The organism is Exiguobacterium sp. USCH10 (assembly GCF_037619445.1).
Classification (GTDB): domain Bacteria; phylum Bacillota; class Bacilli; order Exiguobacteriales; family Exiguobacteriaceae; genus Exiguobacterium; species Exiguobacterium aestuarii_A.
Genome location: NZ_JAQPZO010000002.1, coordinates 73,302 through 94,825 on the forward strand (window position 1 = coordinate 73,302; position 21,524 = coordinate 94,825).

The window sequence follows — 21,524 nt, forward strand, 5'->3', positions numbered from 1 at the left end:
ACACTTAAGAAAAAACAGGAGGTTCCTATGACACGCTCCTACATATTCGTGCTACTCGCTGTGTTCGGTCTATTTTTCTTGCAGTTATACGGAGAAAATGTGCCGTATGGTCCGTTCATTTCGATCGGGTTGATCGGATTCATCATCGTCTTGACGATTTTTCAGTTAAAGCGAAAACCGAATCATTGACGAAAGTATTTTGAGGGTGGTATGATGCTCTCACCAACTACATATCGATATCAAGAGTGAACGAGAGATCTGGCTCCATGACTTCACAGCAACCTGCCTTAGGCAAGGTGCTACGACCAGCAAGGGAAACCTTGGACGATATGACGAGAGCGCTCATGTCATCCGACGTGAGCGCTTTTTTTGTTTAAATACGATTTGGAGGGAACGACAAGATGGAAAAAGCAACATTTGCAGGTGGCTGTTTTTGGTGCATGGTAACACCTTTTGAAGAACTACCAGGGATTGAAGGAATCGTATCCGGCTATATGGGCGGACAGATCGACAATCCGACGTATGAAGAAGTCAAAACGGGAACGACTGGTCATTTAGAAGTCGTTCAAATCACATATGACCCATCTCTGTTTTCATATGAGCGTCTCCTCGAGCTATATTGGATTCAGACCGACCCGACCGATGAAGGTGGTCAATTCCAAGACCGCGGGCCTCAGTATGCCCCAGCCATCTTCTATCACACGGAGGAACAACGAATCGCGGCTGAAGCGAGTCGAGACGTATTAGCAGCAAGTGGTCGCTTCACGGCACCGATTGTCACAAAAATCACTCCGGCGACGACATTCTTCGAAGCGGAAGAGTATCACCAGGATTACCATAAAAAGAATCCGAAACATTATAAAGAAGACCGAGCCATCTCAGGACGAGACACGTTCATCGAAGAGAACTGGACCGAAACCGTATAACGATCATCAGACGCGGATTTTAGCATCCGCGTCTTTTTATAAGCCCAATAATCGGGAAAAGGCTATTAATGGTTCATACATCCGAAAAGGAGGACTCATACATGAAAACAAGTACGAAACTCATCATCAGTGTGATCGGCGTAGCCGTAATCGCCGTCGCCTGGTGGCTCATCTCACCGCTTTTCTTGACAGAGACAGTCGATGAAGGACTACCACCGACAGCTGTTGAGACGCCTGCTTCAGAAGAAGAAACAGAGGAAGAGACAACTGAGACACCGGAACCACAACCGAGTCAAACCGAAGTAGCGGGTGTGTTCATGGACGGGGAGAAAAATTATGAGACGACGGGCACGATTCGCTCCGTCGAGGCAGAAGACGGGACGTATCTCCGATTTGAAGAGTTTGAAACGACGAACGGACCTGATTTATTTGTCTATTTGACGAAGCCAGGACAAGAGACAACCGAAGGCGTCAGTTTAGGATCGTTAAAAGGAAACATCGGGAATCAAAATTATTTAGTCCCTGCGGATGTGAATCTAGAAGAGTACAACACAGTCGTCATCTGGTGCCGTGCTTTTAGTGCGACGTTTGGGACGGGAGAATTAAGCGCATCGAATGAATAACTGATATCAAACAGCCTGGACGTTTGACGTCCTCGCTGTTTTTTTGTATTAGAAAAATTATTTCTATCAGTTCTATCTATTTATTCATGCAATTCACGTGTTACAATATGGTAAAGTATGGAACTTTTTTATAAGGAGGGTTTTTATTTGACTTCACATCAATCGACGTCTTACAGCTCATATTTTTGGAAACGGTTTTGGATTTTTTTTCTGCCGATCGTGACGATTGGGATTTTATCTGAACCAATGATTGTAGAGAACACGTTTACGAGTCTTGAAGATATCGGCGAGTTTGTTTTCTACTCGCTATTCTATATTTTTGTAATCGGAGGCTTTACTGCGTTTGTCATTTCTTTCGTATGGAGAAGAAAATGACTATCATAAATCTAGCAAATCTAAATCTTCACTGCATTTATAAAATAAGTTTTGACCAATCATGGTTTTGATCTTTTCAGACAACTGATAGTACGAGGGATCATCAATCAAATTCATCAACTGGAATACATACCCTTTATTAAATGCAACTCTATCATAACAATTATAGTCTTTGACCTCATTTGGAATAGAAACTGAATTCACGCTCAACAATTCATCACTCCAATAATTAAGCCATTCCACTTCCTTAACTTTAGAAAAACCTGTTTCGTACATGAGATTCTCTCGTTCTTCAATCCTTCTAGATATTGATGCTTGGAATGGACCCCACTCTCGACAAATGCGATCAAATAACAGAATCCATTTGTCCTTTTCATTCAGAAAATTTGTCTTGCTGATCACAAAAACGAAACCAACATTTCCTGGTAAACCTTCTTTCAAGTTATGAATGTTGAGATACCCTTTACTATTTTTCAATCGACAAACAAAGCTGTAAAAATCATCGTCGCCTTCTGTCCACATCTTTAAAAAGGTGTCATTCGAAAACTCAGTTCTAAGTGGTTCGTAAAATCCCATCTTTCCGATTTCAACCTGAAAATCGACAAAAATATCTAACATCTGGCGTGCCCATTTTTCATTCTCCATGTCCTGAAAAAAGTTAAAACTTAGCCTTACTTCTCTCATGTCGCTTTTAACTCCCTCAATATTTACCTTTCAAATTGATCGACGATTAATTAATTTAATCAACAACAAACTAACTGATATACGATTTTGATTTTATACAACAAACAGCAGTATACACCCTCAATTTGAAATGTATACTGCTGGGCCTACAGTTAATCATTCATTTTTTTCTTACCATTCGCATATCGAGTGAAATTATCGAGAATTGCCTGCCAGCCTTGTCGTTGCAATTCAATCGGATTCATCGATTCTGCATCAAATACCTCGACCACTTTCGTCCAATCCCCTTCTGAAGTAAATGAAACTCTGACTCTCCGTTCATCGTCAAGACGATACTGAATGAGCTCATTCACTTTAACTTCTTCATACACCCCTTCAAAATCAAAGCCCATGCTCTGATCTTTTGCTTCCATCCGACTTCGAAATTTCCCGCCAATCCGTAAGTCGTTTTCCGCTTCGGTCGTATGCCAATCGTCAGACGCATGATTCCACTGTTTGATATGATCTGGGTCTGTCCACAGTTTCCAGACAGTGTCGATTGGTGCATCGACGAGCGTTGATATCGTCACTACGTTTGATTCCATGATTCGTTTCCCCTTTACTCTGCAATTTTCCGAGCAATCATGAATGTGGTACGTACCCTGTACCATGTAGATTACATGAGTAGGCATTACTTCCCTATCGGTCACATCATCTCCTGCCCTCCCTCAATATCGCTAATCAAAAAAACCTGAATGGCACGCTAGCATGAGTGCGCATTCAGGGTTCTTATCATTTCATCATTGAAATTTAGCTTTTGGCAATCCCAAGCATAAATCCGGCAACGACAATCAAGCCGATTCCCATAAAGACATAGACGCGTTCCTTTGTCGTCTTCTCCTCTTTTAAGAGATAGATCCCACCGAGTGTCGCCACAACGACGTTCAATTGAGATAAAGCGAAGGAAGTGGCAATTCCGACTTCTCCGCTCGAGACGAAGAGACCGAAGTTCCCGATTCCCCAGGCAATCCCGGCTAAAATATTCTTGAACGTACGTGGATCGATTTTCTTGACGTCCTTCTCACGAATACTGAAAAGAAGAGCCGAGATGAACATTCCGACCGATTGTGGAAGAATCGCCGTGATACCGTCTACTTCAAAGTAGTTCGTCAAGACCGCATACGTGACGTAACCGATACTTGAGACGAATAAGACGAGTAACCCCTTCTTCAACGCACCGGCGCTATCTTTGTCTTTCTTCTGTTGATAGGAAGTCATCGTCGCCCCGATGATAATCAAGACGAGCGCTGAGAAACCTAACCATAGCTCCGTCGTCGTCTGCCAGTCCCCGAGCACGATGACCCCAAAGAGTGACGTTCCGACGAGCTGCATCCCCGTACTGATTGGCATCGCCTTCGAGACACTTAAGATTTGGAACGACTGGAACTGTAAGTATTGGCCGAGCGCCCAGAACGCCCCTGAGATAAACCCTGTCACGATGGCGAGTGTCGTGAACTCCGGTCGAAATACGAGGGCAATCACGGCCGCCATAATCATCGCCCCAATGGTCGTTCCGATTAACTGCTGAATCGGTTTTCCTCCCACTTTCGACACGATGAGTGGAATACTTCCCCACATGAGTGCCGGTAAAAGTGCCAAAAGAATCATTTCCATAGAGCACACCTGCTTTCTTAATATAACGTCTAACATGAAATTCCCACGTCTCCAATTTTATAAACCTAAATTGAAAAAGAGAATTGCCATGTCGAATACTACGATGATATAATGATTTCGAACGGGGCATTAGCTCAGCTGGGAGAGCGCTACGCTGGCAGCGTAGAGGTCAGGGGTTCGAGCCCCCTATGCTCCATTAATCTGTCACATCTCTTAAGAGATGTGACTTTTTTATTTGTATGATGCGATTCAACCTTTATACGAACGGGTAATAAAAAATAGACTTTTTCATATAAGGGGGAATTTTAATGGAACGCACATCTGTTGAAGAAACATTGACGAGCGTGATTGAATGTATGCGCGCTTGTAACCATTGCTTCTCAAAAAGTTTACAAGAAGAGGATTTACACATGTTCACCGAATGCATTCGACTGACACGAGAATGCTCAGACATTTGTACGTTGGCTTTAAATGCCTTAGAAACAGATTCAGCCTTCTCAAAACCAATTGTCGCCTTGTGTGCTCAGGTATGTGATACATGTGCCGTCGAATGTGGCCGTCACTTGCATGACCACTGTCAGGCTTGTGCAAAAGCGTGCGAGCGCTGTGCCGAAGCTTGCCGTACACTCGTCGCCGCTTAAGCACGACATTCGTCTAACTTTCTGTTAGACTTTTTTTATTGCAAAAGAAAGAAGGTAAATTATGAATCATACCATTCTCGCTCTCGATGTGGAGACCGCTAATCGAGATAGCCGTAGCATCTGCTCTGTCGGGTGGAGCATCCTGCAAAATGGAGAAGTGATTGAAACTGATCAACGACACGTCAATCCAGAGGAAGACTTTGATATGGGGAACATACGGGTTCATGGCATTCGTCCGAGTGACGTATGGGATGCCCCTGCGTTACCGGAAGTACTTGCCTCTCTTTACCCGATTTTACGAGAAGTCGACCTCGTCATCGCACATAACGCCTCATTTGATATGGGTGCCTTAAGAAAGGCAATTTTGAAATATGATCTATTCGATTTCCCTACAATTGAGTACGGGTGCACTGTCAAATTGTCACGTAAACTGTACCCTGGACTCCCGAACCACAAGTTGAACACGATGGCAGAATATCTGAACGTGCCTTTTATTCATCATGATGCAGCAGAAGACGCTCGCGTATGCGCTCTACTCATGCGTGATATGATGCAGAAAACCGGCATTACAAGCCCGAGAGAGCTACATCGCTATACGTCCGTCAAAACAGGAACACTCGCATATTAAACCGGTCATGAGCCCATGACCGGTTATTTTTTGAAAATCCATCGTTTTTGGACAAAGTAACTGACAAAAAAGAGAAAGCTGTCGACGATAATTTTTAGGATGACTTCTCCTTGCCTAAATAGAAGAAAAAGAAGATAGACCAACAATGCCGAGGTTGCCATCTGGACAACGACGAGCGAAAAATATTTGGAAAGTGATCGTCGCGCTTTTGAATGAAAGACGACTTTCCGATTGACGAAATAATTGAATAGAGAGGAGATAATTCGAGCGATGACCGTCGCGATGACGACATGAGCCGTATCGAAGTACGGTGATAATAAAAAGATAAAACCTGCATACATCCCAACGTCAACAAGAAATGAAGCGACGGACGATGCCGAATACATCAAAAACATACGATAGATTAAAATCGAATCTAAAATCGGTCTAAAATGGGATGAAACGTTTTCGTTTTCATATACCGTCTGGATGGTCGTCTGTTGAATCGGAACCTGTAACCGCTTTGTGAACGTCAGCATATTCATCTCGAACTCATATCGATTCCCCGGAATGTCAATCAGTTGTCGTGCGTATCGCATCGGGATGGCACGAAGTCCTGTCTGAGTATCTTTTAACTTCAATCCACTCCCGATCAACATGACGAGTCGTGTCGCCTGATTGCCGAATCGACTTCGGAGCGGAATCTTATCCCCACTGAAGTCACGGCAACCCATGATCAGATGATGCGGCTTACTCACCCCCTCCTCATACACATTGACGACGTCCTCAGGTAAATGTTGTCCATCGGCGTCAACCGTGATGACACCTAACTTGTCGGGATAGGTCTCTGCAATATGCTGTAGTCCAGTCTTCAGAGCTGCCCCTTTTCCTTGATTCTGTTCGTGCGTTAGCACTTGGTCAACAAATGATGCCACCTTTTCAAATATGCCTACCGTCGACTCATCACTACCGTCATTGACCACAACGATGGTCGAAAACCCGCTCGCCCTCAGCCTTTCCACGAGTGTGACGAGTGCATCGTCAGGGTTGTAGGCCGGAATCAAAATCGTATACGCTTGGCGTGTTTCTACTTCTTGCACTTGCATCGCCACCCCTCCTTCAATTCCCTTATACCCGAAGCAACGGATTCGCATTCCCATAAAAAAAGCACCAGTCCTGAGACTGATGCATGAACTCACCCGATAAAGATCAAGTATGACGAAACAAAGTACACGACAACGACGAGCAGCGAAGGAATGACGTAACGTACCTTCGATGTGACATTTTGACGCAGGACGCTATACATCACGAGAATCGATAGAATCGTAATCCCGACCGCCGAAACAAGGTGTGACGTCGATACGTCTGCCAAAATCGAACCGTTTCGATAGAAGACGTCCGACATGGCGATAATGAGCATGTTGAAGATGTTACTTCCGAGAATCGAACCGAATGCCAAGTTGACGTTTCGAAGTTTGAGCGCCATAAACACGGCGACCGCTTCAGGTAATGAAGTTGATGCGGCAATCAAGAAGCTACCAACGAAACTTGAACCGAGTCCTGTGACGACGGCGATTTGGTCTCCTGTGATGGAGAGTGCCGTCCCGGCTGCCATGATGACGACAGCGGCAATCAGAAAACCGAATCCAGCTCGTTTCAATGTGATATCTTCATACTTACTAACAACGACCTCTTCTTCCACTTCATGCTCAGCGACCGGCTCCTTCGGTTGCTTCCCGATATAGTAAATCCCGATCCCGTAAAGAAGGGCAATTAAAAGTGCGTCGACACCAATTCCGATAAAGGTCATATCGACTCGGACAATCAAGGCGACCAATGTCGTCACGGTCAGCAACAGACCAAGTCCTGCCGTGTATAGATGATCACGGCTCGCATAGTTGAAGAGTTGCTTTTGACGGAAATACAGGTCGAACATCGCTAAAATAAAAATATTGAACAAGTTAGACCCGAGCATGTTTCCGATGGCGATGTCCGGGTTGTCAATCATGACCGCTGATATACTCGTCGTCACTTCAGGTAGTGACGTCGCTCCCGCCAGCAAAACGGTACCGACGAGCATCCCGCCCATTTTTGACTTTTCCGTCATGACATCGGCGTATGTGGACAACTTGATTGCGGCATAGACTGTGATGGCCGCAGCTAATAAGAAATAAACAAATACCATTTTTTCTCCTCCTTGGGTAAACAAAAAAGACCCTTTTATGGACGCCAAAAACGCCCATAAAAAGGTCTTGCGGACTTGTAAAAGCTCGATGGACCGAGTGCATGCGCACTGTAATGACGACCCATCGACCACGATCGTGGTCGCTACTCCCCTTTTTATCTTCCATTTGACTATAGCATGAACCTGTCTAGTTGACAATCGAGCGACGCATGATCGTGACAAAATCCGATGCGTCCATAGCCGTCCGATAACCAAGTTCTTGCATCGCGGCTAACTGAGGCGGTGGCATCGGATAAGTCCAACCCGCTCGCTCTAGTTGCTGTCGAAACGCCTCAATCTCTTCATCATTCACAGCCGTACGAGCAACAATTTCCTTCAATTCATATGCGGTTTGACAGAGTGGTGCCGTCTCTTGGACCCATTCATCATCGATAAAATGGGTGAGAATCGATTCAAAGAGTCTTGTCACTTTTTGATCTTTTGTATTTTTTTGTCCGTAAAATAAAGAATGAAGCTCCTGTTCATACAAACCGATGAGATCTGTTGAGCTACGAAACGGTTCGAACGCATGTAACAACTGATGATAGTACCAAGACTGATCTCGCATCGGACGTTTGAAACGTTGCCACACCGTCATCCCTTCCATCTCTAAATCATAGCGGATGGAACGAAGATTATGTAGCTTATCTGCCACGAGGAGTGCGACCTCATCGAATTGAAGAGATGAGATGTGCTCAAGAGTCATCTGTTTTCGTTGTTCCCATGTCTGATTACGGTTCTTCTCAGAAACGGCAAGTACAAGGCGTAATACGTCCGGACCAAATTTAGTCAAGATTTCTTGAGAATCCGTTTTCGTATCCTCAATTAAATCGTGTAAGAGTCCAGCTGCAACGACCGTTGGTGGTTGGTGGTCCGTTTCGAGCAACAATGCAACCGAAAACGGGTGTGATAAATATGGAATCGATGACCCTTTCCGGTGCTGCCCTCCATGACGAATCGATGAAAAGCGAAGCGCTTCTTCTACAAGCGGGTTCATGGCAATTCCCCCTTCTTCCGGATGAAAACTCTTCTAATACATACCCGGAATTAGGCACAAATAACCTAATACCTTTCTTAAATTAGGTATATAGTCTTATCATTCTTCATAAATCATTTTCTTCGTCATCCCACCATCGACGACGAGATTGTGACCGTTAACAAAGTCATTGTTTCGGTCAATCAGATACCGTACCGCTCGGAAGATGTCATCCGGTTCGCCGACACGGCCAGACGGATGCTGACGATGGTCGACTTCTCGTAACGCTTCGTCTGATGTATGAATCCAACCCGGGCTAATCGCATTCACGGTTACTGGTCGATCACTCAATGAGATGGCAAGCGAATGGGTCAAACCGACAATCCCGCCTTTAGAGGCCCCATACGCATCCCAGTGTGGTTCATTTTGCAGAGCACGTGTCGAGGCCATATTGACAATGCGACCATATGACTCATCTTTGTTTAATTCCAAAAAGTATTTTGCACAAGTAAACGTTCCTACTAAATTAACGTCGATGACTCGTTTGAACGTATCGATTTCAAGTTCGTCAATCGGTTTGACGAGTGAGGCGACCCCCCCGTTGTTAATCAACACATGAGCATGTCCAAAACGTGACTTTACGTCTTCGAATACCCGCTTTAGCGCTTCGGTTTCCCCAAGATCAACTTGATAAAAGGACACCCCTTTTATATTCGGGTCTTCACCGATGTCCAATCCCACAACTTCATATTGATTTGCGAACGCATTAGCGAGCGCATAGCCAATCCCTTGCGTGACACCTGTAATAATCATAATGTCTTTCATCTGTTCATCCCTCCTAGAAGAGTGTATACCCGAATGTGGGTTACTCAGTCCACAGTTTACGATTTGAGGTCGTGATCACACTTGCCCCAGCGGCAAGGGCTGCATTCACTTCTTCCATCGTCTCAATCAACCCTCCTGCAAAAACAGGTATACCGGTCATTTCCTGTACTCGGCGGATATACTTCGGAACAATTCCTGGAAGGACCTCGATGTAGTCTGGTTTTGACCGTTCAATATGTCGGATGCTCTTATCCAATGATGTCGAGTCAATTAAAAACAACCGTTGTACTGTCAACACATGATTTTGTTTTGCCCGTACAATCACGTTCCCTTTTGTCGATATGATTCCCAACGGTCGATACGTTTGACAGACATACTCAGTCGCAAATTCATCCGCTTTCATTCCTTGGATTAAATCCATATGAATAAAGACTTTTTTCTGATGCTTTTCTAATAATTTAAAAATAGGTTCTAATCGACTCATATGAATTTCAAGTAAAACTCCTATTTCAAGTTCACTCGATAAAAATCGTTCTAAATCGCGCATATCACGTATCGCCGGCAAGATTGATTGACCTTGTATCATCCGATATTCCTCCTGTCTTCTTCCCATTATGCCGACAGCTATTTTCATAAATCAAGGTTTACTCATTCAATATAGCGGGAAAGTAATGTTAACTTGTTGTAGAGGGGGATTTTAGTATGGTCAATGAAGTTACTGTAAAAGTTGAGACACCGACACCGGAGCAACATCAGTCGTTGCGTGTGAAGGCGGGGATGCCTCGACGCTCAGATGAAAGTACGGTCAAAGGACTCAAGAACACGCTATTTGGGGTCTGTTTATATTTAGATGATGAGATTGTCGGGATGGGGCGTGTCGTTGGGGACGGCGGAATGGTCTTTCATCTAGTCGACATCGTCGTCGATCCAGAATGCCAAGGACTGGGTCTTGGTAAATTAATCATGGAGAATTTAATGGAGTGGATTCTAAAAGAGGCAGATGAGACGGCCATTGTCAGTCTAATTGCCGATATTCCTGCGGATGGCTTGTATCGTCAGTTCGGCTTTGATTATTCACGTCCAGAATCAGTCGGTATGGAGTATCAGTGGAATCAAATGGAAAGGTAACACTTCTAGGTAAAGGAGATGACTTATGGATGGATTGAACATCATCGTGTTGCTCGGACTGGCGCTCACGCTTATCTCCGTCTTCAGCCTCCTGATTGAACGTCTATACTTTCCAAGCATTTTAGCGTTTATCGCCATCGGTGTTGGGGTCGGTTTTTTCTGGGACGGAAACGAAGTATTCAAAATTGCCGGTGAAATCGGAATCATCCTTTTATTTTTCCTGCTCGGGTTAAAGTTTCCGTTACGCGAATTGTGGAAGCGAATGCGAAAAGTTTGGAAAGCAGGCGTATTAGACATCGTCCTATCGTTCGGCGTCTCATTCGGAGTCGCCTTGTTGTTTGGATTGGACTTTCCGCGCGCCTTCTTAATTGGTGCCGTTCTATACGCGACGAGCTCTTCGATCTCAGCGAAACTACTTGAGCGCCACTCCGAAAAACATGAAGATATTAAAGAATTCGTCCTAGCTCTACTTATTTTTGAAGATATATTCGCACCACTTTTATTGACGATTGCGCCATTCATCATTCAAGAGGAACCGGTCGCCATGACAGATATCGGGAAAGTATTCTCAGGATTTCTGATTTTCGGGGTATTATTGTTTATCGGATCGAGCTTTGTGTCGAAACAACAGAAGTTCTCGAAACACCTTTTACGTCAGGATGATGCGAGTATCGGGCTTATCGGACTCATTCTCTTCTTCGCCGGAATCGGTATGGTATTTGGTCTATCTGAGATTTTAGGAGCGTTTATTGCCGGAATCATGCTTGCGGATTTCCATGACGTTCGTCCGCTCAAACGTTTGACGGTCCCCGTTCGTGACTTGTTTCTCCCAATCTTTTTTATTTCATTCGGAATTTCAATCAACTTGGAGAAAGGTGTCATCGTTAACACCTTATTCTTTGTCTTGATTGTTTGGGGCGTCTTGTCGAAGTGGATTGTCGGTCGCGTCGGAGGAAGAATTTACGGGTTATCTCGTGTCCAGGCGAATGAGGCGGGGTTTTCTCTCGCTCCGCGTGGTGAGTTCTCCATCTTGTTTACCGCCCTTTCAAACGGGGCCATCAACTTGTTTGTCGGTCTTTATATTTTCGTGTCAGCCATTGTAGGAATCATTTTATTTCGATTCTCGGAATACTTGGCCGAAAAGACGGAAAAGACGCTTACAAAAGTATTACCAGAAAAGAAAAATGAAGAGTGAACAGGCGAACCGAATTTTCGGTCCGCCTGTTTTATCCTCTCATTCATTCTTACACTGTCTTTTTAGCATGTCGTTTTTTTCGCCAGATGAGGTATCCGATCACACTAACGAGCAACAGACCGTAAATCGTATAAGAATAGGCATCTAGGTAGGCAAGTATATCTTGCCAGTTCTCACCGACTTTCATTCCGATCAAGACCAAGAATGTGTTCCAAATCGCTGTTCCGGCAGTACTGAGAAGCAAAAACTTTAAGAATGGCATATTCGACATACCTGCCGGGATTGAGATGAGGCTTCGAACGACCGGCATCAATCGCCCAAAGAAGACCATCCACCCTCCGTATCGATCGAACCAAGCATCTGCTTTTTTGACATCGTTAATATCAAGCCGAATCCACTTCCCATATTTCTTCGTCCACTTTTCAATCTGTTCGACATCGAATAAGAGACCGAGTCCATATAGTAAAACTGCCCCTAAAATAGCTCCGACCGTCGAAGCTACAATGACGAGTGTAATCGACAAGTTTGTCTTCACAGCGAAGAACCCACCAAATAACAAGACTACTTCAGAAGGAATCGGCGGAAAGACGTTCTCAATGAAGATCATGAACGCGATTCCTATGTATCCGTATTGTTCGATTATCGAAATCATCCAGTCACTCATATCGCTGCCTCCATTCCCACACATTATACCCATCCTGTTTAAGGGATAACCACTGAGACATGCTACACTTATGAAAAAAGGAGTTGATTGATTTGGAAGAATTATTTCGTTGTCCGTGGTGCGACACTGATCCACTCTACGTCCGCTATCATGACGAGGAATGGGGCAAACCTGTCCATGATGACCAAAAACATTTTGAGTGTCTGACCCTCGAGAGTGCACAGGCTGGACTCAGTTGGATCACGATTTTAAGAAAGCGTGAAAATTATCGCTCCGCGTATTCAAATTTCGATGTGAACGAAGTAGCTCGTTTTTCGGAAGAAGATATCGAAAGATTGATGACAGACAGTGGCATCGTCCGAAACCGCCGAAAAATCGAAGCATCCGTCAATAATGCGAAACAGTTCATCAAACTACAAGAAGAATACGGTTCATTTGATTCATACATTTGGTCATTCGTTGATCATGAACCTATCGTGAATGAATGGAATCGACTGGAGGATGTTCCTGCAACGACGGAACTGTCTGAGCGATTGAGTAAAGACCTGAAACGACGCGGGTTCAAATTTTTAGGGCCGACCACGGTGTATGCCCACCTACAAGCGACCGGCCTCGTCAATGACCATCTCGTCTCTTGTGCATTTCGATAAGTTAAGACCAGCTATCAAAAAAATCTTTACATCTCCCCTATTGTTGTGACAATATTTTGACAAAGTGATACTCTATCACTGAAAACGTTTTCATATTTTTTATCTTTCGGGGGGATGTAGATGAACGGAATTTTAGTGTCCATTGTCGTATACATGGCACTGATGGTCTTACTTGGGATCATCGCGTATCGAAGAACAAGCAGTATTGGCGATTATATGTTAGGTGGGCGGGCACTAGGTCCCGGTGTCGCGGCTCTATCTGCCGGTGCGTCTGACATGAGTGGATGGCTCTTAATGGGATTACCTGGTGCGATGTACGCAACCGGGATCTCAAGTGGATGGATTGTCATCGGGTTGACAATCGGCGCCTATTTAAACTGGTTGTTGGTCGCTCCAAGATTGCGCATTTATTCCTACATATCGGATGATGCGATCACGATTCCAGATTTTTTTGAGAAGCGTTTCAAAGACTCAAAAGGGTTGTTACGTTCCTTTTCTGCGGCCGTTACCCTCATCTTTTTTACGTTGTATGCGACGAGCGGGTTCGTTGCAGGTGGTCGACTATTCAATGCCGTCTTCGACATTGAATTCGTAACGGGTGTCATTATTCTCGCTTCGATTATCATTTTGTATACGTTCATCGGCGGATTTTTAGCCGTTAGCTGGACAGACTTTGTTCAAGGACTCATCATGCTATTCGCACTCATTTTTGTACCGGCAATCGCTATCATGGCGACAGATGGTGTGTCGAACGCATTAGATACGGTCCGGGATATCGATGAAGCGTTACTCAATCCATGGACGGGACAATCGCTCATTGGAATCATCTCTTTATTTGCGTGGGGTCTCGGTTATTTTGGTCAACCACACATCATCGTTCGTTTTATGGCAATCGGGAAATTGGAAGACATAAATACGGCACGTCGTATTGGCATCTCATGGATGGTCTTCACCGTCGTCGGGGCGATGGCGACCGGATTGTTTGGGCTTGCCTACTACACGCAACAAGGGCTGACAATCGATAATCCTGAAAATATTTTTATTAACCTATCGGATTTATTGTTCCCTGACCTGGTGACCGGGGTATTGTTGGCAGCTTTACTCGCTGCGATTATGTCGACGATCTCATCACAGTTACTCGTCTCATCTAGTGCAGCAACGACGGACTTCTATCAAAAATTCTTCCGTAAAGACGCTGGAGACCGTGAGCTCGTCATGGTCGGTCGAATCACTGTTATTCTCGTATCGGTCGTGTCAATTGTCCTTGCGCTCGATGCAGATGATACAATTTTGAACCTTGTCGGTTATGCTTGGGCAGGATTCGGTTCATCGTTTGGACCGCTCATTCTATTTAGTCTTTTCTGGAAACGGACGACTCGTCAAGGCGCCCTTGCCGGGATGTTGACTGGTGCATTTGTCGTCATCCTTTGGAAGAACTATGCTGCTTCATTGTTTGGAACGTTCGGAACGCTCTATGAGATGATTCCAGCATTCTTCCTGTCTGCACTCGCCATTTATGTCGTTAGTTTGATGACGCCTCCACCAAGTGAGGTCATTCAACGTGAATTCGACCAAATGCGTGACATGGTGAAAGAACATATTAAATAATCTTCTCGGCAGGTCTTCTTGACCTGCCATTTTTATGTACAAGGAGTTTTATAGATTTTTAACGAATACTATATATATTGAGATTAATTCCATTTTGAAAAGGAGATTTTTGATGAAACCCTTTAAAACCATCTCTCATCTCACATTCGCTTCAGGCCTAATTCTATTATTCGGTTGTGGTCAATCTTCATCGACAAATCAAGAACGCCCAGTTGAAACCGAAGAGCCAATCGTCGAGACACCTATAGAAGAGCCTCCTTCCGAACCTGAGCCAACCGTCACGACGGCATCCATCTATGCTATTGGTGATGTATTGCTACACGATTCGGTATACAACGCAGCCCGTGTCAATGACGGATATGATTTTGACACTTCTTTTGAACAAGTCGCGCCGATTTTAGAACGAGCGGATATCGCAATCGCTAACCAAGAGAGTATGATTGGCGGGAGCGAAATTGGGTTGTCGAGCTATCCGGCTTTTAACAGCCCATTTGAGATTGGCGATGCTTTGCAACGTGCCGGGATTGATTTAGTCACGACGGCGAACAATCATACGCTAGATCGCGGGGTTCGTGCGATTGAGAATTCGATTGGTCACTGGAATGAAATCGGAATGCCTTACACCGGTTCCTTCTTATCTGCTGAAGATAAGGCAAACATCCGTACATTGACCGCGAACGAGATTTCCTTTTCCTTTTTAGCCTATACGTACGGAACGAACGGCGTAATTCCAAAACAGCCATACCACGTCAACTATATCGACCTCGAGCAAATGCGCCCTGAAATCGAGAAAGCAGAACAAACTACCGATTTGACCGTCGTATCCTTACATTTTGGAACAGAATACGAAACGTTACCGAACGAAAGTCAGACTGAGCTTGCTCAAACTCTTTCAGACCTCGGTGTCGATATCATCATCGGTCACCACCCACACGTCCTACAACCACCGAAGATGCTTGAGGGAGCTGATGGCAATCAAACATTTGTCGTGTATTCACTCGGTAACTTCCTATCTGGACAACAAGGCGATGATCGAAATACGGGTGGGATCATCGGAATTGACGTTGTCAAAACGACCGAAGACGATGTTTCAACGTTCGAATTGAAAAATCCGATGTTTTATCCAACATTTACACAGAAATCATCAGAAGGACATTATGAAATCGTCCCGTTACAATCAGCAAAACCCGAACTCTTCTCTCCTGTCAGCGAACATATGTCGCAATGGTTACCAGAGCTTACAATCGAACAATGATGACCACGAATATCTTTCGTGGTCATTTTTATTTTCAAAAAAAGGTTGCCACATCGGGTATTATCCCTTACACTAATTCGTATATTTATAAACATAGATTAATAATTATTCATAAGGGGTGCTTACATTTTGAAACAGAAACTCGTATTGGCTTACTCAGGCGGACTTGATACTTCGGTTGCAATTAAATGGTTGGATGAACAAGGATATGATGTCATCGCGGTATGTTTAAACGTCGGGGAAGGAAAGGACTTAGAAAAAATTCAACAAAAAGCAATGAAAGTCGGGGCAAAAAAATCAATCGTTATCGACGCGGTCGATGAATTCGTGACCGACTTCGCACGCTACTCGATGCAGGCGCATACGCTGTATGAAGGTGTATATCCACTCGTATCTGCTCTATCACGCCCACTCATCTCGAAAAAGTTGGTCGAAGTGGCACAAGCAGAAGGTGCAGTCGCTGTGGCCCACGGCTGTACAGGAAAAGGAAACGACCAAGTCCGTTTCGAAGTGTCCATCCATGCACTCGATCCGTCACTTGAAATCGTTGCACCTGTACGGGAATGGAAATGGTCACGTGAAGAGGAGATTGCATACGCGGCAAAACACAATATCCCTATTCCAATCGTTCAAGAAGAACCTTTCTCTATTGATCAAAATATTTGGGGACGGGCGATTGAATGTGGCATTTTAGAAGACCCTTGGGCGGCACCGCCGGAAAGTGCTTATGAGTTAACAGCAGCACTTGAAGATACACCTCATGAACCGACATATCTTGAAATCGAATTTAAAAATGGGGTACCGGTAGCCATCAATGGGAAGAACCAATCGTTCACAGATATTTTAAAAGAGTTGAATATCGTCGCTGGGGCGCATGGTGTCGGTAAAATCGACCACATTGAGAACCGTGTCGTCGGCATCAAATCACGTGAAGTATATGAGGCTCCTGGCGCGATGACGCTGATCACTGCCCATAAGGCCCTTGAGGCATTGACACTCGTACGTGAAGTGGCTCATTTCAAACCAATCGTCGAACAAAAATTGACTGAGACGATTTATAACGGACTGTGGTATTCACCTCTCACAAAAGCACTACTCGCATTCATCGATGAGACACAACAGACTGTCACAGGTACGGTTCGGATGAAACTCTTCAAAGGTCAAGCAATCGTAGACGGTCGTAAGTCACCGATTTCACTATATGATGAGGAGCTTGCGACATATACTTCGGCGGACACGTTTGATCAACAAGCCGCTGTCGGATTTATCAAGCTTTGGGGCTTACCAACGAAAGTACAGTCAGAGGTATTGATGGAAAAAGGAGCGTTCATTCATGAGTAAATTGTGGGGAGGACGTTTTGAAAAGACGGCCAGCGATTGGGTCGATGCTTTCGGTGCCTCGATTGAATTCGACGCTCAACTCGTCCTTGAAGATTTAGAAGGTAGCATGGCGCATGTAACGATGCTCGGAGACCAAAACATCCTATCAAAAGAGGAAGTCACTCAAATCCTTGAAGGATTACAAAAACTTAAGCAGAAAGCAATCGCTGGCGAGTTGATGTTCGAAGTGTATCATGAAGACATCCATATGAATTTAGAGGCTTTGCTTCATGAAGAAATTGGACCGGTTGCTGGGAAAATGCATACGGCACGTAGCCGTAACGATCAAGTCGCGACAGACATGCATCTTTACTTGAAAGAACGTGTGAAAGAAGTGATTCAATTGATTGAATCACTTCAACGTGAGTTGCATGCACACGCTTCAGAAAACGTAGAGACGATTACGCCTGGCTATACGCACCTCCAACGTGCACAGCCAATCTCTTTGGCACATCACTTACTCGCCTATTTTTGGATGCTCGAACGCGATAAAGAACGCTTCTCAGACAGTTTGAAGCGAATTGACTGGTCTCCACTTGGAGCCGGTGCGCTCGCTGGGACGACGTTCCCGATTGACCGAGCCCGTTCGGCTGAACTTCTCGGTTTTGATCGAGTCTATCCGAACAGCTTAGATGCAGTGAGTGACCGTGATTTTATTCTCGAATTTTTGTCGAACGCGTCGATCCTCATGATGCACCTCTCGCGCTTTTGTGAGGAGTTGATTCTTTGGGCAAGTGAAGAATACCGCTTCATTACTGTGTCCGATACATTCTCTACCGGATCGAGTATGATGCCACAGAAGAAAAATCCAGACATGGCTGAACTCGTACGTGGAAAATCGGGACGCGTCATCGGAAACTTGATGGGATTGTTGACACTCATGAAAGGACTTCCGCTCGCTTATAATAAAGATTTGCAAGAAGATAAAGAAGGAATGTTTGACACGGTTAAAACTGTTCAAGGCTCACTCAGCATCATGGCCGGGATGATGAACGAATTGACGTTCCATCCAGACACGATGAAGCAAGCAACAGAACGCGACTTTTCAAACGCCACTGAACTTGCTGATTATTTGACGGCAAAAGGCATGCCGTTCCGTGAAGCGCATGAAGTAACTGGGAAACTCGTCAAATACTGCGTCGATGAACGCTTATATTTACGTGAACTCCCCATGTCTGTGTTCCAAACACATTCTGACTTGATTGAAGAGGACGTGTATCACGCTTTGACCCCTGAACAGGCGGTTGCGCGTCGCAATAGTTATGGCGGTACAGGCTTTGACGCTGTTCGCGAACAGTTGAAAGAAGCTTCGGCATGTATGAATGTCATACCTTCTTAATGACCCTTGTCTCAGTATGATTGCTGAGACGAGGTTTTTTCTTGTTGACCTAGACTTAAGAAATGACTTGCCAACTCTTTAATCTCATGTTAACTTTTATATTGTTAACGTTAACTGAAAAGGGGTTTACATATGAAGATTCAAGATATGACTCAAATTGCCTTCGGGGCAGCACTTATCGCAAGTGTCGGTTTCATCGAAATACCGATCGGACCCGTTCCGATCACTCTTCAAACACTGGCCATCATGACAATCGCCGGCGTATTCGGTGCACGAAAAGGATTTTTGGCAGTCATCGTCTACCTCCTCCTCGGCTTAATCGGACTTCCCGTACTGAGTGGTCAAGGAGGTCTTGCTCCCTTCGTTGGACCAACCGTCGGATATTTAATTGGATTTCCAATCGCCGCTTTCTTCATTGGCTGGTTCAGCGAGCGGCATTGCTCCATCCCAGCATTGATTGGCTACAACTTGTTATTCGGTTTGGGGCTTGTATACCTACTTGGAAGCATCGGGCTCGAGATCGTTCTCGGTATGTCGTTCATTGATGCGCTCAAGGTGAATATCCCGTTTATTCTTGGAGATTCACTCAAAGCCGTACTTGCTGCGATCTTAGCTGTGAAAATTTCTCAGAACGTTCAAATTCGTCGTTCCCTCGCTTCTTAAACGTTCGAACGTTTCGCCCGTTTCCATATGTGGAATAAATGAAGTATGGAAGGGGGTGTCCCTATGAGCGACTCGACGTTTAAAAAACGCTTACAAAAAGCGACCCACTTTTATCAACGCTCTGACAAAGGGCAACGTCAAGGAGTTGACAAGTCGTCTCATGAGAAACGTGACACAGAAGCATTTGAGCGCAGACTCCGCGAAGCAAAAGCGAAAGTTGGAGAGATTCAAGAAAACATTGACCATATCGCCAGACGTTAAAACCCCGTCCAAAGACGGGGTTTTATTTTTTGCGTGGTCGAATGATGAGCGTGATGATAAAGAGAAGTGCTAGTGTGACGAGAAGTATAAGTGAAGCTGTATTCCATCCGACTAAATTGAGCGCCACACTAAATGCGACCGTGACATAGAAGCCACCTAATGCTTTTTTGACATGTTGTGAACTGAAACGCTGTAACTGTTTGGCTCCGAACGGAGATCCAATCATCGCACCTGCGATTAATGCGAGCCCATGCCAGTAATTCGTTTCAGCACCTGCCACGGCATAGCTGATTACGCCTGAAATTACGATGAGGAGAGCTGCTGAAATACTCGTTCCGACTGCACGCTTCATTTCAGTGTTCAGTAGCTTGACTTGGAGCGGCGTCAATACAAAGCCACCACTTACCCCCATCAAAGAAGAGATAAATCCTGCAAAGACACCGATGATCCCAAGTCGTGGTACAGAAGCTGTCCCGACACTCCCTTCGACATGCTGTTTCGACCGGAAGAATGAAATCGCAAAGTACGTAAGTAACGCAATGTAGACGAGTGAGATGATCAGTGTCGCGCCGTCCACCCCTTCTAAGTAAAAGACGAGCGGAGTGGCAATCCAAGTCCCGACAATCCCGAACACACCAATCCATAACGCGTGTGACACGTTCACGTTTCGTAAACGAATGTGCGAGATCGTCCCTGCCGTCGTCGAACCGAGCGTCAACATGAGACTAAGTGCGATCGCAGCACTTGCTTCATAACCGAAAACAAGGAGTAGTGGCGTGAGCAAGATGCCACCACCGATTCCGAAGAAGCCGCTCAATATCCCGATCAATGTACCGAGCAAGAGAAACTGTAATAGTTGTAATAAGTCCATTTTGTACCCTTCTTTCATTGTTCTCGTTTGCAATCATATCAAAAAGGGGCGCCAATTGCGCCCCTTTGCTCACAATGATCGTTCTAGAAAATCGAAAATCTTTTGACGGTATTCGGTCTGGAATGATTGATACGATCCGACATGACCATCGTTTTCCGTCACCCATAGTTCGACACCATCCTGCGCGCTCGCAAGCTTTTCACTTTCTGAGACAGGAATCGCATCGTCTCCTTTACTATGAATCAATAAAATCGGTGCCTCGATTGATTTGATATCTTGAATCGGTGAAACAACATCCGCATCCAGTCCAGTGAACCAAGGGGTCACTGTCATGATGACGGGTGTGAATGGAACGTTCGGGAGATCACTCCATACGGGGAGATTTGTCTCAAGGTAGTTCCGTAAATCACTGAACGGACTGTCTGCGATGACTGCGGCTACCTCAACATCATCTGCCGTAGAGAGGGCCGTCGCCGCTCCCATAGAAATTCCGTAAAGTACAATCGGACCCTCTGATCGACCTTTTGCGTATTGGATGGCAGCTTGTAAGTCTGATTGTTCTTTCGCACCGACCGTTACCCGATCTCCTTCTGAAATCCCAGAACCACGAAAATCGAACGTTAAAAATTGATATCCTTGCTCATGAAACTCGGGAATCAACTCTTTTAACGGGAGATCTTCTTGTTCTCGGTTCTTTCCATACCCATGAGCAAATACGATTGTCGCACGTGGCGTAGGATGGGGAATCCACCACCCATACAAATCATGCCCTTCTTCTGATTGAATGGTCACGTTCTCATACTTCAATCCAAGTGACTTCGGCGTGTACGTCAACGTCTCTCGCTCAGGTGATGTTAATTGGTCACCGATATGTGCCGAGATCCCGCCAATTGCCAATCCGGCCACCAGTAAGATGACTAGAGTCGCAATACTCAACAGTTTCATCCAACGATTCATCTATTTCTTCCCCTCGATT

General features: G+C 45.0%; 25 protein-coding genes, 1 tRNA gene and 1 riboswitch. Of the genes, 15 read left to right on the top strand and 11 right to left on the bottom strand.

Translation table 11 applies throughout. The annotated features are described in order from the left end of the window. The first annotated feature begins 27 nt into the window (after positions 1-27). The 3 genes from PQI28_RS04915 to PQI28_RS04925 all read left to right on the top strand — a co-directional run bounded on the left by PQI28_RS04915 (position 28) and on the right by PQI28_RS04925 (position 1,549). Positions 28-189 carry a hypothetical protein gene (locus tag PQI28_RS04915; RefSeq protein WP_214692576.1) on the top strand — a complete coding sequence of 54 codons (162 nt, stop codon included), beginning with the start codon at positions 28-30 and terminating at the stop codon, positions 187-189. A gap of 44 nt (positions 190-233) precedes the next feature. Beyond that, positions 234-333, top strand: a riboswitch (SAM riboswitch). Positions 334-401: 68 nt separating this feature from the next. After that, positions 402-926 (top strand): peptide-methionine (S)-S-oxide reductase MsrA, encoded by a 525-nt coding sequence (msrA, locus tag PQI28_RS04920; RefSeq protein ID WP_274664408.1) that lies wholly within the window; start codon positions 402-404, stop codon positions 924-926. Between the two features lie 101 nt (positions 927-1,027). Continuing rightward, on the top strand, positions 1,028-1,549 hold the full coding sequence (locus PQI28_RS04925) for a DM13 domain-containing protein (RefSeq protein ID WP_339962675.1): 522 nt from the start codon (positions 1,028-1,030) through the stop codon (positions 1,547-1,549). Positions 1,550-1,927: 378 nt separating this feature from the next. Here the strand turns inward: PQI28_RS04925 and PQI28_RS04930 are convergent, their stop codons facing one another. The 3 genes from PQI28_RS04930 to PQI28_RS04940 all read right to left on the bottom strand — a co-directional run bounded on the left by PQI28_RS04930 (position 1,928) and on the right by PQI28_RS04940 (position 4,261). After that, positions 1,928-2,608, bottom strand: a complete 681-nt coding sequence (locus PQI28_RS04930; protein WP_339962676.1) for a hypothetical protein — start codon at positions 2,606-2,608, stop codon at positions 1,928-1,930. Positions 2,609-2,760: 152 nt separating this feature from the next. Continuing rightward, positions 2,761-3,192 (bottom strand): SRPBCC family protein, encoded by a 432-nt coding sequence (locus PQI28_RS04935; protein ID WP_339962677.1) that lies wholly within the window; start codon positions 3,190-3,192, stop codon positions 2,761-2,763. A gap of 205 nt (positions 3,193-3,397) precedes the next feature. Further along, positions 3,398-4,261: a GRP family sugar transporter gene (locus PQI28_RS04940; RefSeq protein ID WP_339962678.1), complete on the bottom strand. Its 864-nt coding sequence runs from the start codon at positions 4,259-4,261 to the stop codon at positions 3,398-3,400. 123 nt (positions 4,262-4,384) lie between these two features. Here PQI28_RS04940 and PQI28_RS04945 point away from each other — a divergent pair. The 3 genes from PQI28_RS04945 to PQI28_RS04955 all read left to right on the top strand — a co-directional run bounded on the left by PQI28_RS04945 (position 4,385) and on the right by PQI28_RS04955 (position 5,530). Next, positions 4,385-4,457, top strand: a tRNA-Ala gene (locus PQI28_RS04945). 112 nt (positions 4,458-4,569) lie between these two features. Further along, a complete protein-coding gene (locus PQI28_RS04950; RefSeq protein WP_214787842.1) occupies positions 4,570-4,902 on the top strand; it encodes a four-helix bundle copper-binding protein in 333 nt (110 codons plus the stop codon). Between the two features lie 61 nt (positions 4,903-4,963). Next, complete coding sequence (locus PQI28_RS04955) at positions 4,964-5,530, top strand: 3'-5' exonuclease (RefSeq protein ID WP_339962679.1); 567 nt, start codon at positions 4,964-4,966, stop codon at positions 5,528-5,530. 23 nt (positions 5,531-5,553) lie between these two features. Here PQI28_RS04955 and PQI28_RS04960 read toward each other — a convergent pair whose 3' ends face one another. The 5 genes from PQI28_RS04960 to PQI28_RS04980 form a co-directional block, all read right to left on the bottom strand. After that, on the bottom strand, positions 5,554-6,615 hold the full coding sequence (locus PQI28_RS04960) for a bifunctional glycosyltransferase family 2/GtrA family protein (RefSeq protein WP_214782672.1): 1,062 nt from the start codon (positions 6,613-6,615) through the stop codon (positions 5,554-5,556). 89 nt (positions 6,616-6,704) lie between these two features. After that, complete coding sequence (locus PQI28_RS04965) at positions 6,705-7,694, bottom strand: sodium:calcium antiporter (protein WP_339962680.1); 990 nt, start codon at positions 7,692-7,694, stop codon at positions 6,705-6,707. Positions 7,695-7,881: 187 nt separating this feature from the next. Then, positions 7,882-8,730: an HD domain-containing protein gene (locus PQI28_RS04970; RefSeq protein WP_214782665.1), complete on the bottom strand. Its 849-nt coding sequence runs from the start codon at positions 8,728-8,730 to the stop codon at positions 7,882-7,884. A 99-nt stretch (positions 8,731-8,829) separates the two neighbouring features. After that, positions 8,830-9,534: an SDR family NAD(P)-dependent oxidoreductase gene (locus PQI28_RS04975; RefSeq protein ID WP_214782662.1), complete on the bottom strand. Its 705-nt coding sequence runs from the start codon at positions 9,532-9,534 to the stop codon at positions 8,830-8,832. A 40-nt stretch (positions 9,535-9,574) separates the two neighbouring features. Then, positions 9,575-10,120: a glycerol-3-phosphate responsive antiterminator gene (locus PQI28_RS04980; RefSeq protein WP_214782660.1), complete on the bottom strand. Its 546-nt coding sequence runs from the start codon at positions 10,118-10,120 to the stop codon at positions 9,575-9,577. A 116-nt stretch (positions 10,121-10,236) separates the two neighbouring features. Between PQI28_RS04980 and PQI28_RS04985 the strand changes: the two genes are divergently transcribed. Beyond that, complete coding sequence (locus tag PQI28_RS04985) at positions 10,237-10,662, top strand: GNAT family N-acetyltransferase (RefSeq protein ID WP_214692631.1); 426 nt, start codon at positions 10,237-10,239, stop codon at positions 10,660-10,662. A 25-nt stretch (positions 10,663-10,687) separates the two neighbouring features. After that, on the top strand, positions 10,688-11,857 hold the full coding sequence (locus tag PQI28_RS04990; protein ID WP_214782657.1) for a cation:proton antiporter: 1,170 nt from the start codon (positions 10,688-10,690) through the stop codon (positions 11,855-11,857). Between the two features lie 49 nt (positions 11,858-11,906). On the opposite strand, the gene PQI28_RS04995 is transcribed toward PQI28_RS04990, so the two are convergent. Beyond that, a complete protein-coding gene (locus tag PQI28_RS04995) occupies positions 11,907-12,521 on the bottom strand; it encodes a DedA family protein (RefSeq protein WP_214782654.1) in 615 nt (204 codons plus the stop codon). A 92-nt stretch (positions 12,522-12,613) separates the two neighbouring features. Here PQI28_RS04995 and PQI28_RS05000 point away from each other — a divergent pair, with 92 nt between their 5' ends. The 7 genes from PQI28_RS05000 (at position 12,614) to PQI28_RS05030 (ending at position 19,677) form a co-directional block, all read left to right on the top strand. Beyond that, positions 12,614-13,171, top strand: coding sequence for a DNA-3-methyladenine glycosylase I (locus PQI28_RS05000; protein WP_339962681.1), 558 nt, complete (start codon positions 12,614-12,616; stop codon positions 13,169-13,171). A gap of 120 nt (positions 13,172-13,291) precedes the next feature. Next, the gene (gene putP / locus PQI28_RS05005; RefSeq protein WP_339962682.1) at positions 13,292-14,779 is read left to right on the top strand and encodes a sodium/proline symporter PutP; all 1,488 of its coding nucleotides are present in this window, start codon (positions 13,292-13,294) and stop codon (positions 14,777-14,779) included. Between the two features lie 112 nt (positions 14,780-14,891). Next, complete coding sequence (locus PQI28_RS05010) at positions 14,892-16,034, top strand: CapA family protein (protein ID WP_339962683.1); 1,143 nt, start codon at positions 14,892-14,894, stop codon at positions 16,032-16,034. Between the two features lie 126 nt (positions 16,035-16,160). Further along, positions 16,161-17,375 carry an argininosuccinate synthase gene (locus tag PQI28_RS05015; RefSeq protein ID WP_339962847.1) on the top strand — a complete coding sequence of 405 codons (1,215 nt, stop codon included), beginning with the start codon at positions 16,161-16,163 and terminating at the stop codon, positions 17,373-17,375. Next, positions 17,368-18,753 carry an argininosuccinate lyase gene (argH, locus tag PQI28_RS05020; protein WP_339962684.1) on the top strand — a complete coding sequence of 462 codons (1,386 nt, stop codon included), beginning with the start codon at positions 17,368-17,370 and terminating at the stop codon, positions 18,751-18,753. Before PQI28_RS05015 ends, argH begins: the two co-directional genes overlap by 8 nt. A gap of 132 nt (positions 18,754-18,885) precedes the next feature. Next, positions 18,886-19,416: a biotin transporter BioY gene (locus PQI28_RS05025; protein ID WP_339962685.1), complete on the top strand. Its 531-nt coding sequence runs from the start codon at positions 18,886-18,888 to the stop codon at positions 19,414-19,416. A gap of 63 nt (positions 19,417-19,479) precedes the next feature. Further along, positions 19,480-19,677 (top strand): hypothetical protein, encoded by a 198-nt coding sequence (locus tag PQI28_RS05030; protein ID WP_214692645.1) that lies wholly within the window; start codon positions 19,480-19,482, stop codon positions 19,675-19,677. 22 nt (positions 19,678-19,699) lie between these two features. Here the strand turns inward: PQI28_RS05030 and PQI28_RS05035 are convergent, their stop codons facing one another. Further along, entirely contained in the window at positions 19,700-20,548 is an 849-nt protein-coding gene (locus PQI28_RS05035; RefSeq protein WP_214782636.1) for a sulfite exporter TauE/SafE family protein, read from the bottom strand. Between the two features lie 69 nt (positions 20,549-20,617). Next, positions 20,618-21,505 (bottom strand): alpha/beta hydrolase, encoded by an 888-nt coding sequence (locus PQI28_RS05040; RefSeq protein WP_214782633.1) that lies wholly within the window; start codon positions 21,503-21,505, stop codon positions 20,618-20,620. Positions 21,506-21,524: the final 19 nt, after the last annotated feature.